Raw genomic sequence first — 16,475 nt, 5'->3', positions numbered from 1 at the left:
CTCACCTACGACCCTGTCGGTCGGATTGCCATGAGGTCGAGCAGAAGAGGCAACTCGACCCGAGGTCGGTTGGGATGCAGCACTCGTTCGGGTCGAAGGCGAACCCGCCGAGCGGTACGGTGCCGCTACCAAACCCTGCAGGCCGAGAATCGGCTTTCGCACCGCTGCTGGCATGGACGCGTTGCGAGGAAAAAATCGAAAATCTCTGCCAAACTCGAGTGGTTTTACCGAAAACCCCCGTTGTGCGTGTTCCGGTGAGGCAGCGGGAGCCTTGTCGGTTTTGCTTTGGCAGCGAAAGGGCGGCTTCTGGAGTATGCTCGCAAGAGCGCAGTACCGTCGGTCTTCGCACTCGCAGCGGCGCGGCATCTTCGGCTTCCTTCGCTTGCGGCAGGCGGTATTCGCCCAGTTCCTCCTTGCGGTGGCTCAATCCGGCTTTGCGATCAATCCAACAACCAAATAACCAAATAACCAAATAACAAGCTCTCAAATTGCGATCTTGTCGGTATCATAAAGGAATATATTACATAATAATTGTGGAATATATTACAGTACTAGTTTGGTCACGTATTATGAGAACTTATTACATACCTGATGCGCCAAAGCACGGGTGTAGAACGGTTATGCGAGAAAAAGGATTGCGTATGCGAACGATGAGAGGCATATCGAATGCCCTGGTGGCGGCATTGCTGGCGTTGCTTCTCGTGGCGGCTTTGCCTCTGGCTGCCGCTGCGGAGGGAATTGCTGATTCCGCACGAGGGCAGCGAGCCGAAGGTGCTCAGGCCGAATCAGGTGACGGCTCCGATGTGGCGCCGCAGGCAGGCGAGCCGAACGGTAGCGAAAGCGGAGCAGATGCTGAGGGCGGGGCGTCCGGCGAGGGCGCGCAGAGCGATACCGGAGCACCGAACGGCGAAAGCGGTGCGGGGGCTGGCACCGAGTCCGACGGCGGTACCATGCTGCCGGAGGCGAGCGATGCGATGCCCGCCGACTCCCTTTCGACCCAAGGTGAAAAGACCGACGATTCCTCGCAGGCTGCCGATCTTCGCGAGCAGCCCGATGCCGTTATTTCGATCGATGCTTCGGGGGATACGATGCTCGAGCTCAAAGACGACGGAACGTACGAGCTGACGGGAGCGGTTACGGGGTCGGGTTCGTACGACGCATCGACCGTCCTTGCAATGGCTTCCGATTCGGCGGGAACCGTGACCCTCAAGGGTACGGGCTCGCTTGCGAGCGCAATTTTGATGGAGTGGCCCAACATGGGATGGGAGCCTGCCGGGTTCAACCTCGTCGTTGCGGCGGGCGCATCGGTTGCCTTCGGCGACGTGGTGGAATGCATGAACCTGACCGTATACGGAACGCTGAGATCCCAATGGTCGTTTTCGGGTGACGATCATCGCTGGTACGCCGTTGGGTGCTACGGGGCTTTGGTGATCGATGGCGGATCGATCGACGTGGCGGTTAAGCAGGGTTCGGTCAACGTCGATCCGGTTGTGAGCGTCGATTCGGGATACGGGCTCGATTACGACGAGCCCGTTGTCCCCCAGTCTCGTATTGCGAACGGCGGCAGCCTTTCGATCGCGAATATGGAAGGCGAAGGATGGGGCAATCTCCTTTCTTTGAACAATGCCGATCTTCTGATCGAGAACGGCTCCCTTTCTCTGGTGGCTTCGGACAGCTCGAATATGAGCGGTATCGGCGGATACAGCAGCAAGCTTACCGTCGACGGTGGGAGCGTGAACATCGATGTTCCGAACGGGAGCGGTGCTTCCCTTTACGATATGGTCCTCGGCACGGAAGCATCGGTTGAAGTGACTGCCGGGTATAGCGGCATTGCCCTCGCCACTCTCCAGATCGGTGCCGAGGACGCTCCGAGCAGGGGGACCATTTCAGTGAGCTCTATCGGAACGGGTCTGGAAGTTACCGAATCGACGGAGATATTCGGCGCAGGCAAGGAGCACACGTCGATTACCGTTGCGGCGGGCGATCCTGAAGAGTACGGTTGGATCGGCGGCATATTGCGGGGCGCTCGCATCGCCGATACGAAAATATCGTCCAGTATCGTTTCGAAAGAGGCGGTCGGCCTGCTGATTTCGTGCAATAGGCAGATAATTCCAACGATGGCCACCGCAAGCATCGATTTGCGCGATGAAGCCGAACCCGAACCCGAGCCTGAAATACCGACGGTGACCATCGATAACTCGACGATTATCGCACATGGGACCGAGGTTGGTTTGGAAACCGAAGGAGAGCGATTCCTGATCTCCGACACCGATATCGAAGCGGTCGCCTCGGGTGACGCCCTCGAGGGTCTTGTTGCGCCGCTGGCGACCCCGGTGACCTACCCGTCTGCCGCCATTCGCAGCAGCGAGGGGCAGATCGATCTCTCCAATACGACGGTCGACGCCCTGGGCACCTATTATGGGTGGCTCGGCATAAACTACACGCAGCCCGAAATTCCCTACGATCCTTACGATGTCGGCGACGAAGACGGCGACGACGAGTGGGACTGGGGCAATACGCGCATCTTTGCGCACGACGGTTCTCGCGTGAATGCGGAAGGCGATATCGCGGGCATTGCGCTGGCGGGCTCTCTCGCAGCCACATCGGCCGCGAGCGTTACGGGAACCGCCCGTCTGACCGACCCCTACGAGCCGGAAGCAAACGATGTTGCAGCCATCGTGATCTCGAACTACAAGGCGGGTAAAAACGAGATCAAGGCCGACGGCGGCACGGTGACCGAGCGCTACGTTGTTCCGGTGAGCGAAGCGATAGCCGACAACGAGGCCGATGCCTTCAACCCCTATGCCGGGGCGTGGCACATGGCGAGCCCTGCGCATTATTCGTGGACAGCCGACCATCCCGCCGTACTGCTGGCATCGAACGAGAGCGGCGTGTACACGACGTCGGGGACGGGCAATGCCGAAACCGGCCTTTCGCTGACCGCTGCGAGGACCGCGCCTGAAACGGGCGAGAAGGTGGTGCTCGGCCCGCAGGGTTCGGCGCACAACGTGGTTTTGCTCGGCGACATCAAGCCCCAGGATACGGTGAAGTACCTCGTGCGGTTCGAGCCGAACGGGGGTGCGCCGAAGCCAGCCGACCAGACGGTCGCGCGTGGTTCGGTAGCCGCCGAGCCGACCGGAGCCGAAAAGCCGGAGCTCGAGGGGTACACGCTCGAAGGCTGGTATACCGATCAGGCGTTGACGACGAAATGGAGCTTTGCCGAAGCGGTCATGGGCGATATGACGCTGCATGCCAAGTGGATCGAAAACGATGTGCCCGTGCCTCCGGGGCCGGAGGATCCCGATCCCGAAGACCCGAAGCCGATCGATCCGAAACCGGTGGATGCGAAGCCCGCGTCGACCGGCAAGACCCTGGCGCGTACGGGGGACAGCCCTGTTCTGCCGATCGTTGCAGGTGCCGTGCTGCTTGGTGCGGGCGGCGTTGCCCTCGCCCTTGCAGCGAACTCCAAAAGGGCAGGTCGCATGAACAGGTAGCCGCAAGCAGTCCCGACCGATGCGATCGGGACTGCTTTGATTGCTCGGGCGTTCGGCGTGCTCGCTGCATTGTCGGGTGCGAAAGCCTTTGCGTTTACCGTAAAGATGACCGGTTAAGACATATTCAATGCGGCACGGGTGTAGAATTCGGAAGGACGCGCGTTCGCTTGCGGCTTCTCGGAGTTCGGCTGCGCGCGTTTCTTCTGGGCGAACCCGATGGTACGGTTCTGCCGCGCGATGAGAGCCTGCGTAGCAAGGGGTGAAACGCCGCTCGTGAATATCGATAGCAGCATAGCGCTCGATCTTCTTTCCATCGTCTTCATGCTTGTGACGATGGGAGGTCTGAAAGCTTCGCGTACCAGGAAAACGTCGGGCCGCCTGTACTTCGGACTGGTCGTATTCGTTATGGCGTTTCTCTTGCTCGATATGCTCTATCTTGTTTTTTCGGGGTCGTCCGAAGGTCTTTCGAGGGATGTCGCATTCGCGGCGAAAAGCGCGTACTTTGCCGTAAATGCCGCAATCGTTTGGATGTGGGCGCGCTATGTCGATTGCGCGCTGTTCGGGCGAGGCGGCAATCGCGCGTTCAGGGCATTCTACACGTGCGTGCTGGTGATAAACGAGGGCATCGTGCTGGTGAATCTGGCCTCGAAAGACATGTTTTTTATCGGCCAAGACGGCAGCTTTGTTGTGGGATTTGCGCTCATGTGGGCGTTCACGCTGCTCAACTACCTGAGCGCGCTCGCCGTAATCGCGGTGCTCTTCTCGCAGCGCAAACGGGTTAAGCGTGGAATCATTGTGCCGTTCGCTTTGTTCCCGCTGGTTCCGTTTGTCGCCGAAGTGGTGCAGCTGTTTGATCGGAGCGTCTCGCTTGCCTGCGCATATGCGGTATCGGCGCTCATGATCTATCAGGTTTCGCAGAGCGATCTGATGTACACGGATGAACTGACCGGACTGGCTACTCGCCGTGCTCTCGCGGATCGACTGGACAAGTGGTTTTCAGGCGCGCGGCATGCGACGTTGCGCGGCGTTATGATCGACCTCGACGATTTGAAGCGCATCAACGACACGTTCGGCCATGCGTGCGGCGACGAGGCGCTGAAGACCTTATCGGCGATCATCCGCGCAAGCGAACCGAAGGAGGCCGTTTCGGCGCGCTACGGCGGAGACGAGTTCATCATTGCTTGGAATGCGGGGGATGGGCCGATGGCGTCTGAGGTGATCGCCCGCTTGGAGGCGGGCAAGGCCAAGGCGAACGAACATCCTGCGCCGTGGGGGAGCATCGACTTCAGTGTAGGTGCGATCGAGTGTGCGGCCTTCGACTGCGACGGGGCCGATAGTTTTCTCAGGCAGCTCGATGAAAGCATGTACGAGGAGAAGCGGCGAAAGAAGACGGGCATGGAGACGCGGGATGGGGCATGAGACGTTTTTCGCGGTTTCAGGCGGTTTTCCGATGGCTTGCTGCTTGAGAGGGAAAATTTGACGGCGATTCGAATCTTGCGGAGGACGGGCCGATCGGAATTGCATCGTTGTTTCTGCTTGCCAGCGAAGGTCAACTGGGGTATCATTTTCACTTGCTTTCGGCTGAGGCCGGAAAGCGCATGCGGGTGTGGCGGAATTGGCAGACGCGTACGGTTCAGGTCCGTATGGGGGCAACCCCGTGAAGGTTCAAGTCCTTTCACCCGCACCATTCAAGGATAAAAGCCAGGTCTCGTACCTGGCTTTTTCTGTACGGTTCGCAACCGTTGCGGGAGGGATGAGCTATGCCAGAACAACGACGCCTGTACGAAGACGTGACCGCCCAAGGGCATCTGATCGATTCTAACATCCTGTCGAGCATCATGAACGGGATCGTCGAGCTCGACGGCGAGTTCGAGGTGCTTTCGCTCGATATCGGACGCGGCAACGAAAATCCCTCCAAGCTGACGATGCGCGTGTTCGGGCGCGACGAGCAGCACCTCTACGAGATATTGAGAAGCATTCACGAACACGGTGTCGTGCCCGTCCACCTTGAGAACGCCCACGTGGAGCCCGCCCCGGCTGACGGCGTGTTTCCCGAAGGCTTCTATTCCACCACCAACCTCGAAACGTATATCCGCATCGGCGGACATTGGGTGCACGTCGAGGGCACCGAAATGGATCTGGGTATCCGCGTCGACGAAGTGACGCAGACGGCCTGCGGCGTGCCGATCTCTCAGGTGCGTGCGGGCGACCGCTATGTGGTCGGCCAGGCGGGGCTCCGCGTGATCTCGCAGGAGCGGCCCCGTGAGAAAACGGCGTTCGAGTTCATGAATTCAACGGTGAGCAGCGAAAAGCCCAAAGCGCAGACCATCAAGCAAGTGGCATCGCTCATTCGGGAGGTGCGCGACGATGGGCGCAAGACCATTGCCGTGGCAGGCCCTGCGGTGATCCATACGGGTGCGGCCGAGCACCTTGCGCGTTTGGTGAACGCGGGGTACGTGAGCGTCCTGTTCGGCGGTAACGCTGTTGCGACGCACGATATCGAGGTTGCTCTTTTCGGCACCTCGCTCGGCATCGACATGAAGAGCGGAGTTCCCGTCCCCGGCGGTCACGAGCATCATCTGCGCGCCATCAACCGGATCAGGGCTGCGGGAGGCATTCGCGATGCGGTTGAGAAGGGCGTGCTCGCAAGCGGGCTCATGTACACGCTCGTGAAGACCGGCACCCCCTATATCCTCGCGGGGTCCATCCGCGACGACGGTCCCTTACCCGACGTTATCACCGATGTTATCGAGGCGCAGGATGCGATGCGCGCCTGGTGTCGCGAAGCGGGTGCGTGCATCATGCTTTCTACCATGCTCCACTCCATCGCCACCGGCAACCTCCTGCCCGCTTCGGTTACTACCGTGTGCGTGGACATCAACCCCGCGGTCGTCACCAAGCTCGCCGATCGGGGCAGCTTGCAGACGATCGGCGTGGTAACCGATGTCGGGTTGTTCCTGAAGCAGCTCGCCGACGAGCTGGGCTGCTGAGGCTCTCGCCACGCAGAGCTGCCGCCCGTGGTGCCTGCATGGGCAAAGGAGGCGGTAGCCTGCAGAAACACATGGAATCGCACGCCGCCGCCTTTCCGATGCGGGGGTCGGCAGAAAAAGGCATTCCCTTACCTCTTTGTCGGCCCAAATTTTGCTTTCGGTGCTATCATTTTCGCATTGTTGGCTTATTCCCGCTGTCGCAGGCGGGACGAAGGATTGGTGGGTGATTCTGGGTGGATAAGTTTTTCAAGATTTCCGAGAGGGGTAGCACGGTCTCCACGGAGATCATCGGTGGCTTGACGACGTTTCTCGCCATGTCGTACATCATCGCCGTGAATCCGGCAATGATGGAGGCGGCGGGAATTCCGTTCAACGCCGGTTTGACTGCAACATGCTTCGGCGCTGCTATCATGACGGTCGCGATGGGCCTGTTTGCCAACCGGCCCATCGCGCTCGCTTCAGGTATGGGAATCAACGCGATCGTGGCCTACACGCTCTGCTTGGGTCTTGGCATCGACTGGCGCGTGGCGATGGGCGTTATTTTCCTCGAGGGTATCCTCATCCTCGTTCTGGTGCTCTGCGGTTTGCGCCAAGCGGTCATGGATGCCATCCCCGTTTCGCTGCGTCGGGCGATTGGCATCGGCATTGGTCTGTTCATCGCCTTTATCGGCCTCAAGGGCGGCGGATTCATCGCTGCTGACGAATCGACGTTCATCGTGCTCGGCGATCTGACGAGCCCTGCTGCGATCGTCGCCGTCGTCTCGCTCATCGTCGCGGTGATCTTCACAGCACTCAAGTTCAAAGCGGGCCTGCTCATCTCGATCATCGTTGCTACCGTTGTGGGCATTCCGCTCGGCGTGACGCCCCCGATCACCGACTTCACGTTCGTACCGGACTTCTCTGCTTTCGCGGCACCGTTCCAGATGACGCCCAACGGCGTTATGGGCATCGTGGAAGTGTTCATGCAGCCCATCTTGCTGCTGTTCGTGTTCAGCTTGCTCATGAGCGACTTCTTCGACACCATGGGCACCGTGGTGGCCGTTGGCAGCCGCGCCGAATTCGTTGACGAAAAAGGCGATGTCGAAGACATCAAGCCCATCCTTACGGTCGACTCCGCTGCGGCGGCTGTGGGCGGCTTCGTGGGTGCGAGCTCCATCACGTCGTTTGTCGAATCGGTTTCCGGTGCTGCGGCCGGCGCTCGTACCGGTTTGTCGAACATCGTGATCGGCATCGCGTTTGCCGTGTGCGCGTTCCTTGCTCCCGTTATCGGCATGGTGAGCGGCTCGGCAACCTGCGGCGCGCTCGTGGTTGTCGGGTATCTCATGATGACCGAGATCGGCGAGATCGATTGGTCGGATATCGCCTCGGCGTTTCCCGCGTTCGTCACGATCATCGGCATCCCCTTTACCTACTCGATCGCCAACGGCATCGGGTTCGGTTTCATCTCCTACTGCATCATCAAGGTGGTTCAGGGCAAGCCGAAGGATGTCAAGCCGCTTATGTGGGTTGCGGCGCTTGCGTTCTTGGCGGCGTTCATCTTCGCCTAAACGGTTCGCTCTACTGCCATTCGCATGCGGGTGCACCCGGTCGCTTCGGCCGGGTGCACTGCTGTATCCCCTGTTTTCGGAACAGAGGATACACGGTCGGCGGCTTCCGCTGCTTCGCCCTCTGCGCCGCTACCGCCTGAAGTGGTAATTCCTCTTGTCTTCGTACATGAGTGCATCCGCCTGCGCGACGAGATCGCGGGGAGCGCAATTGCCGTCGTCCCATACGGCGCCTACCGATACGTTGACAATGCTGTCCCGGGCAATGCTCTCTTTGAAGCTTTCGATACGGCGGTCGAACTCGTTGCGGGGCAGATCGATAGCGAACGCGACGAACTCGTCGCCGCCGATGCGGAACACGCTGCCGGAAAACGATTCGTTGAGGAGTTGTCCCGCCCGCTGGATGATCCTGTCCCCGAACGAGTGCCCCTGGGTGTCGTTCGCGATTTTGAGGTCGTTGATATCCACGAATACGACCCCGAAGGCAGCGGGCCGATTCTCGGAGAACTCGACGAGCTTTTCGAGGTAGCTGGTACGGTTTCCTATTCCCGTAAGGCTGTCGACGTGCGAGAGCTCGTTGAGCCGCTCGAGCATCTGGCGCTTCTCGAGATCGTTTTGCACGAAATACGTGAGGGAACGCAGCAGCCGGTCCTCTTCGGTGTTGCGCCGTGGATTGTCGACGCCGAGCATGCCCCTCATCACGCCGCCCCCCTCGTACAGCGGCACGACGATCAGGCTGTCTATCCCCTGAGGTGCGAGCGTGCGGTATTCTTCCGTATCGTGGTCGAGCGTGCTTCCGATGTCGATGAGGTGAACCATGCCGATGGAATCGAACTGCTGTATCCAGCTGTCGAATGCATCGAGGGGCACATTGCGAAGACTGTCTATTTCCGGGGATATTGCGGCTGCACACCACTCGTAGGTATTTGTCATGGCGATGCCGCTGAGCGTCGATTCGAACACGTAGGCGCGGTCGGCATTGTAGAATTCCCCGAGGATGCGAAGCAGCTCGTCGATCCCCGATGCTTCCTCAACGTTTCCCGAAAGCGTGCGAGCGCAGCGCACAAGCGTTTCTTCGACGGCCAGGCGCGCTTCGAGACTGCTGCGCTCCTCGACTTCGGGGGTGGTGTCGTCGGCTATTTGGAGCCGCACGGGCTTGCCGTCTACTTCGATGAGCTTATCACGGCAAAGAAGATAGCGCCCATGTCGTTCGCTATAGCGCTGGTAGCAGTGCGTTTCGTCGAGAGAAAGCTTGTCGTTCGTGCAGAACGGACACGGCTCCTCGAGGCCGTATAGCACGCGATGGCACGCCTTGCCACGGTAATCGTTGTCTGCGGAGCCGAGCAGATCGCGCGCTGCTTTGTTGAGGTACAAAAGCTCGTTGGTGCATGTGTCGGAAACGTAGATGAACCCGTCGCTTTCTTCGCATATGACGGCTGCGATGTCGCTGCCGTCCATGGTCGACTCCTCGCTGCGGGAATCGGGCGAGGAATTAGTGGCGTGCTCCGAACGGTTTTGCTTTGACGCCATGCTCGCTCCCAAACGGATCGAATGCGTTAGTGCATGCCAGTATAGCTTATATAAAACTAAAATACTTAGTTATAAAGGGTGCTCCAGCGAAAACCAGGCGGGTGCCCATAGTCGCAGGACGAACGTTTGGTTGATGATGCGCCGCATCGTGCGATGGCGATGCGACGCAGATAAAGATACGTGATACACTCATACAATACTCTTGCATGCGCGTATGGGGTTCGCGCGTGCGGCATCGAACGAGCCGAATCGTGCGAGCAGGGCTTTGACCGCTCGCCCGAGGCCGAACGGTGCGGTAAGCTCGTGAGCGAAAGGCGGGGTATGGCTGAGATAACAGCTCCCGACGGCAGGCAGCGGTGGAACGCCTATGTGGTAGACAGCCACCATCGGCTGGTCTACCTCGATCAGAATACGATGAAAACCATGCCCGAGGCCCGTCTCGGCGATCGTTGCTACGAAGTTGTTCGGGGGGAGAGCGCACCGTGCCCGGATTGCCCATGGCGCAGCAAAAACGACGACCGCCTCGGCCGCAGCGTGCTGTACAACCATCACAAGCATGCATGGTTCGAGGCGACGTGCATCGATATCGATTGGCCGGATCACGGTCCTTGCATGCTGATGGCGAGCAGGGAAATCGACGAGTCGGACAAGAATCTGCTGCTCGAACTCGACGGCAGCTCGGCCTACGATGAGCTTATCGAGATCGATGTTGTGCGCAGGACGTTTCGCGTGCTGTACCACGAGCCGGGGAAGTACGTCATGCCGAGCATGGGCGGAGCATTCAGCGACGACGAACGCGACGCGCGTCTGTCCGCGATTCACGAAGAGGATCGGGATCGGTACCGAGCCTTATGGAGCTACGAAAGCCTTGTACGGGTGCTCGAGCGCGGCGCGAAGGTGTCGGGCGGCGAGTTTCGAACGCTGAAGGAAGACGGCACGTGGAGCTGGGTTTCCCATTCCATCGTGCCGCTTATCGGCGAAGAGCGCGAAGACCCTTCGCTTCTGTGTTTCATCACCGATGTCCAGCGCAGGAAAGACCATGAGGCTGCACGAGTCGGCGATGACGGCGACCTGGCTGCGCGTGACGAACGCGATTCCATCACGGGTCTTTGGGGTGCCCGCCCCTTCCTCGACGAAGTGGAGCGCAGGATTGCGGACGCCGATCGCGCAGGCGGATACGAGATGGTCTACATCGATATCGAGCACTTCAAGGTGCTGAACGATTGGTACGGTCGCGAAGTGGGAGACCGCATGCTTCGCGCGCTCGCGGATCGACTGGCTTCCTTCTGCGAACGGCACGAAGGTTCGGTGGGCTATTTCGGGTCGGACGATTTCGTTGCGTTGCTGCCTGCGGGAATCGCCCGCGATAGCGATCTCGAATCGGCGATCGGTACGATCGCTCCCGATGAAACCATGGATGTTCGCTTCTATCCCGCTATCGGCGTGTGCGGCGTAGACGGCTCCGATGTGCCCGTCAGCGCATTCTGCGATCGGGCCATGATCGCCATGAACACGGTGAAGGGAACCTATGCGCGCCGTATCGCGTGGTACGATCGAGGCATGGGGCTCGAGCTCGAGCAGGAACCGAAGATGCTCGCCGCCATTCAGCGCGCGCTCGATCAGCGCGAGTTCGTTTTGTACGCGCAACCGAAGTGCAACATCCGAACGGGTCGTATCGTGGGGCTCGAAGCGCTCGTCCGCTGGAACCATCCTGAAAAAGGGCTGGTCGGCCCTGGGGAGTTCGTACCGTTTCTTGAAAAAACGGGTTTCATCGTCTATCTTGACCGCTATGTATGGGATATGGCGTGCGGCCTGCTTGCGTCGTGGATCGCCGAAGGCAGGCATCCTATTCCCGTGTCGGTCAACGTTTCGCGCGCCGACGTGCGCGCCATCGACGTGGCCGACGAGCTCGAGCGCATCGTCGAGCATCACGGGATCGAGCGGAAGTTGCTCGAGGTGGAGATCACCGAAAGCGCTTACGCCGAAGACGAATGCGTAACGCATCTGGTCGACGATTTGCAGCGGCGGGGCTTTACCGTTCTCATGGATGATTTCGGAAGCGGCTATTCTTCGCTTAACATGCTGAAGAACATCGGAGTGGATACGCTGAAAATCGATATGGGTTTGCTGCGCGAAGATGCCGACGACGCGAATCGAAGCGAAGGCATCCTGGAAGCCGTGACGAGTATGGCGCGGTTGATGGATATGCCCGTCATTGCCGAGGGTGTCGAAACCGTAGAGCAGGTAGAGTTTTTGAAACGAATCGGGTGCGATTACGCGCAGGGGTTCTACTTCTACCGTCCGATGCCGCAGAGCGAATTCGAAGCGCTTATGGAAACCGAAGGGCTCATCGACTATCGCGGTGTGCTTCCGCGCGTCGTCGACGATATCGATCTGGCCGATTTGGTGCAAGACGGGGGCACGGCGAGCCGCACCATCCTCGAAAACCTGCTAGGCGGTATGGCGGTATACGCCGTCTATTCCGACCGTTTCGAGCTCATGCAGGTAAACAACGGTTACTACCGGGTAACCGGATGCAATCCGGTCGATCTCGGAGAGCGCCAGACCTGGATTTACCGCATGATCCATCCCGATGATCTGCCGATGATCCTCGATATGTTCGATCGAGCCGAACGCCATCCCATCGCCGGCGCGGAAGCGACGTTTCGGCGGTACCGCCTTTCGGGCGAGCTCGGCTGGTTTCATATGAAGGCGTACTTTCTCAAAAGCGAGGGCGAGCGGCGTATCTTCTACGCGGGGATATCCGACGTGACCGAGCAGAAGCTGCAAGAGGAGGCGCTGCTCTCATCGCAGGCCGTACTCGATAGCGTGCTTGGCATCACTTCGATCAACGAGGGCATCGACGCTTTGACCGAAGAGTACCGCAGCATCGCCTCGCACTTGTTCGCGCAAACGGTTCCATGCGGTTTGATCGGCGGTTACTGTGAGGATGGGTTCCCCCTCTTCTACGCGAATCGCCAAATCGTCGAGATGCTCGGATACAGTACGTTCGACGAGTTCGTAGCCGGCATCGACGGGCATGTGATCAACACCATTCATCCCGACGATCTCGCCCAGGTGATCGAAGATATCGGGCCGACGTACTACGAGGGGCTGTACTACGAGGCTATGTACCGCATGCCCCGCAAGGATGGAAGCTGGTTCTGGACGGTCGACCGCGGTCGCGTGCTACGTGTCGAAGACGGACGGCTTGCGATTGCGAGCGTTTGCTGGGAGATCGAAGACGTAGCTCGTTTCAGGGACCTCCTTTCGGGGTTGGGCGAAGCGGAGTGAGGATACCGCTCCCGCTCGGCTCGCGCGGCCTGAAGCTTACCGCCGTGTTTCTGCGACGGGGCTTTCTGCGGGATTTGTGCGGTCGGGCTGCCCGTATGGGCGCAATGCCTCTGCCAGGCTCAAGCCCGTCTGTCAGGCTAAAGAGTATCCATCCTGTTCGATCCGGTCGATGAGCTCTTGGCGCCCGCCGGTGATTTCCATCTTCGAATAGATGTGGCGTACATGGGTTTGCGCGGTGCTTTTGGCAATGAACAGTTCGTCGCAGATGTAGGGGATGCTTCGCCCTTTGAGCAGAAGCGCAAGCACCTCGACTTCGCGCGGGGAGAGACGGTACCGTTCGGCAACGCGATCGAGGTCGGGCGAGCCGGAGCTGTCGTCTTCGTCTCGCATGGACGCATCGGGCTCGAAGAACTGGCCGCCCATCTCCTTCGTCTCGTTGGCGAAGCGCGATCCGTCCGACATCTGCCACGCCATCGCGACGAGCAGAAACAGCGAAACGATGCTCAGCGTGGCCACGTAGTCGAAGCCGGGTTGTCGGATCAGAACGAGAAGCCAGGCGACGAGTTCCCCGGCAGCGATACCGGCCAGCAACGTGAGGAACCCCTGTGCGTACACGCGCAGATACGGGAGGCGCCACTTCTGGCTGATGTTGCCCATCACGATCCAGAAGAACACCATGAAGCTTCCGAATCCCGCAAACGCGATGGCCATGCAGGCGAGCGACAGTTCCGAACTTGAAAACGGCAGCAGCAGAAACGCAATGGCCACGAGTATGGTGGCGGGTCGGTAGGCGACGACGGGGTTTTCCCGGTGGATGCGCTTGACCATGTACAGCGTAAGCGCGATTTCGATGATGAGAAATGCTGCAACGTTTACAACGCCCGGCACAACCGAGAGGACCCACGTCGACTCGGTTTCGGGTAACACGTGCCCGGCGAGCACGAACAGCATCCCGTACAAGGCGATGGCGGCCGAGAGTTCGCGTCCGAACGGATGGAGAACGGCTCTGTGCGTCTCGATGCCCTGCGCAGGATCCGCACCAGAACCATCGCGTGCGATGCGATCCGCCGATTGAAGGTGAAAGCCGGTTTCGGATTCGGCATCGTCGGGAGCGGCGCTCGCACGCAGCACCATCCAGCAAGCCGCCGAGGCGATCGGCAGGCATGCTCCGACGAACAGTGCGAACGGCTGGGGTATGGCGACGATGGCGAAGTAGAGAATGCATCCGCAGATAGCTCCCGCGGCGGATGCCACAACGCGCTTTCTCAGGCGAATCATCGAAAATGGCTGCGCCCACCCCAGGCATAGCCCTGCCACGCCGCAGGCAACGAAGACCGCAGCGAGAAAATCAATCGCGGCACTCTCGGTAAAGCGATGGAGCAAAACGCCGAGAAACGCTGTCGCGCCCGTGAAGGCCACTCCCGAAGAAAGCGCCTTTCCTTCCGGGTTCTCGCCCTTTGCGCCAAGGACGAGCGAAATCACGAACAGGACGACCGAGCAGAAGACCGCAACGATGCGCCACGACAGCCCTTGGGCGATCAGCGTCGGCGCAGTTGAGAACACCGGCGAGATGGCAAGCAGGAGCAGCCAGCAGACGGCGGCCGATGTGCCTGCCATCATGCGCATATCGCAGCTTTCCCTCAGATTGTCCCACCATACGGCTATCATCGCCACCTCCGTCGATTCATGGTCGCATAGCGCCCAATTCGGGTCAATCGTTGCTTTTTACCGATGCGTTTTCCTGCGAATACTCACTTCGCATCGATGGTGCGGCGCGCTCGGGAGCGACACACTATCGGTATGGACGCAGACGTTCGATGGGAGGAAACCATGGAAGGGCAGAAAAAGGGATTGAGCAGAAGGAGCTTTCTCGGTCTTGGCGCGGCATCGGTAGCCGCTATGGGAGTGGCGGGGCTCGTGGGATGCGCTCCGCAGGAATCGGAGGCGGTCGCTAACGCGAAGGCAGGCGTGAAAACCTACAGTTGGGAAACCGAACCCGAAGCGATCGGATCGGTTGAAGGCGCCGAATCGGTTGACGTTGTGGTCGTTGGTGCGGGCATGGCCGGGCTTTCGGCTGCGTGCTCGGCTGCCGAGAAGGGGGCGAGCGTGCTTGTCCTCGAAAAGACCGGCATCGCAAACTTTCGCGGCATCGATTACGGCGCGATCGGCGGTTCGTTGCAGAAGGAGGTCGGCATCGATCTGACGGCGCGCAAAGAGGACGTGTTGCAGGAGGTTCTGCGCTGGGGCGGGCACAGGGGAGATTACCGTGTGGTTAAGGCGTGGGTCGACCATTCGGCCGAGGCGCTCGATTGGGCCGCAGGCATGCTCACCGACCACGGCATCACCGTTGCGCCGATGCCCGAGGAGATGCAGGTTATTCCCGATGCATGGTATGAGCATTTCGCAACCGACGCATTCCAGATCGTGCCGACCGACGATCTTCTGGCCGAAGGAGCCGAAGCGGGCTACGAGCCTCCGTTTGCGATCGGGTGGGCGAAGGCTTTTACGGCCTATGCCGAGGAGCTCGGAGTGGAGATCCGTTTCAACGTGACGGCCGAGCAGCTCATTCGCGGCGAGAGCGGACCGGTGACCGGCGTCGTGTACAAAGACGGCTCGAAGCACTACCAGGTTGATGCGAAGAGCGTGGTTTTGGCAGCGGGCGGCTACGGAGCCGATACCGAAATGATGGACGCGTTCGTTCCGAACCACGAAGAGGATATATACAACATCACGACTCCCGCGCACAACACCGGCGACGGCATTCGCATGGGAGCGTGGGCGGGCGCCTCGATCGACCCTGCGCCGCATTGCCCGATGTACTTCGACGAGGGCGTCGAGGGGCTTGAGCATATGCCATCGATCCCGCTGACGCGCCAGCCGTGGCTGTACCTCAACGATTTCGGCGAGCGATTCTGCAACGAGGACATGCCGTACGCCTACGTCTGCCGTGCCCATAACGCCCAGCCGAGGCACATGAAGTGGGTCATCTGGGATGCCAAATGGGAAACCGACGGCCCCGCCATGGGCATGGTGGTATGCAAGGATTTCCGTTCGCCTTTGCACAATCCCGAAGAGATACAGCAGTTTATAGAAGAAGGCCAGATTCTTTCGGCCGACACGATCGAAGGGCTGCTTGCGAAGATGGAAGGCATCGACCAGGAAACGGCGAAGGCGACCATCGAGCATTACAACGAGCTGTGCGCAGCGGGCGTCGATACCGATTTCGGCAAACGTGCGCAGTGCCTGAGCTCGATCACCGAGCCGCCGTTCTACGCGGTGCATTCGGGAACGACGCTGCTGATCACGCTCGGCGGACTGGAAATCGATGAGAACCAGCAGGTGCTCGATGCCGAGAAGAAGCCCATCGAAGGTCTATGGGCTGCCGGTAACTGCTCGGGCAGCTTCTTCTTCGACGATTATCCGATCACCGTTTCGGGCGTGAGCCACGGCCGCGCCTGTACGGGCGGACGTCGTGCCGGACAGTTCGCAGCAGATCGGGCAAAAGGAGCGTAAAACAAGCGGCATCGGTTTCTCGCATGGCCTCGCGCCTCTTCGGGTGCGAGGCCATGCGCGTTTCTTTCCGTCGCGTAAGGCGTGCATGCGCTGCGGACGGCACCTGTTGG

The 16,475-nt window shown here is 59.8% G+C and carries 8 protein-coding genes and 1 tRNA gene; 7 read left to right on the top strand and 2 right to left on the bottom strand.

Going from position 1 to position 16,475, the window contains the following annotated elements; genetic code table 11:
• The first annotated feature begins 641 nt into the window (after window positions 1-641).
• From C1722_RS10940 to C1722_RS10920, 5 genes are all read left to right on the top strand, one after another.
• The gene (locus C1722_RS10940; protein WP_180995158.1) at window positions 642-3,494 is read left to right on the top strand and encodes an InlB B-repeat-containing protein; all 2,853 of its coding nucleotides are present in this window, start codon (window positions 642-644) and stop codon (window positions 3,492-3,494) included.
• 273 nt (window positions 3,495-3,767) lie between these two features.
• Window positions 3,768-4,913, top strand: coding sequence for a GGDEF domain-containing protein (locus tag C1722_RS10935; protein ID WP_180995157.1), 1,146 nt, complete (start codon window positions 3,768-3,770; stop codon window positions 4,911-4,913).
• A gap of 181 nt (window positions 4,914-5,094) precedes the next feature.
• A tRNA-Leu gene (locus C1722_RS10930) sits at window positions 5,095-5,181 on the top strand.
• Window positions 5,182-5,254: 73 nt separating this feature from the next.
• Window positions 5,255-6,484: an ornithine cyclodeaminase, nickel-pincer nucleotide-dependent gene (locus C1722_RS10925; RefSeq protein ID WP_102379261.1), complete on the top strand. Its 1,230-nt coding sequence runs from the start codon at window positions 5,255-5,257 to the stop codon at window positions 6,482-6,484.
• Window positions 6,485-6,717: 233 nt separating this feature from the next.
• Window positions 6,718-8,031: an NCS2 family permease gene (locus C1722_RS10920; RefSeq protein WP_102379260.1), complete on the top strand. Its 1,314-nt coding sequence runs from the start codon at window positions 6,718-6,720 to the stop codon at window positions 8,029-8,031.
• 129 nt (window positions 8,032-8,160) lie between these two features.
• On the opposite strand, the gene C1722_RS10915 is transcribed toward C1722_RS10920, so the two are convergent.
• The gene (locus C1722_RS10915; RefSeq protein ID WP_102379259.1) at window positions 8,161-9,558 is read right to left on the bottom strand and encodes a GGDEF domain-containing protein; all 1,398 of its coding nucleotides are present in this window, start codon (window positions 9,556-9,558) and stop codon (window positions 8,161-8,163) included.
• A gap of 321 nt (window positions 9,559-9,879) precedes the next feature.
• Between C1722_RS10915 and C1722_RS10910 the strand changes: the two genes are divergently transcribed.
• The gene (locus C1722_RS10910; protein ID WP_146040654.1) at window positions 9,880-12,852 is read left to right on the top strand and encodes an EAL domain-containing protein; all 2,973 of its coding nucleotides are present in this window, start codon (window positions 9,880-9,882) and stop codon (window positions 12,850-12,852) included.
• A 132-nt stretch (window positions 12,853-12,984) separates the two neighbouring features.
• On the opposite strand, the gene C1722_RS10905 is transcribed toward C1722_RS10910, so the two are convergent.
• Entirely contained in the window at window positions 12,985-14,520 is a 1,536-nt protein-coding gene (locus C1722_RS10905) for a helix-turn-helix transcriptional regulator (RefSeq protein ID WP_102379257.1), read from the bottom strand.
• A 162-nt stretch (window positions 14,521-14,682) separates the two neighbouring features.
• Between C1722_RS10905 and C1722_RS10900 the strand changes: the two genes are divergently transcribed.
• Window positions 14,683-16,365, top strand: a complete 1,683-nt coding sequence (locus tag C1722_RS10900; protein ID WP_180995226.1) for an FAD-dependent oxidoreductase — start codon at window positions 14,683-14,685, stop codon at window positions 16,363-16,365.
• Window positions 16,366-16,475 lie beyond the last annotated feature (110 nt).

The sequence above is a fragment of the Raoultibacter timonensis genome, from assembly GCF_900240215.1.
Taxonomy (GTDB): Bacteria; Actinomycetota; Coriobacteriia; order Coriobacteriales; family Eggerthellaceae; genus Raoultibacter; species Raoultibacter timonensis.
The sequence above is the reverse complement of the archived record's forward strand: the minus strand, read 5'-3'. Positions and strand labels throughout refer to the sequence as shown.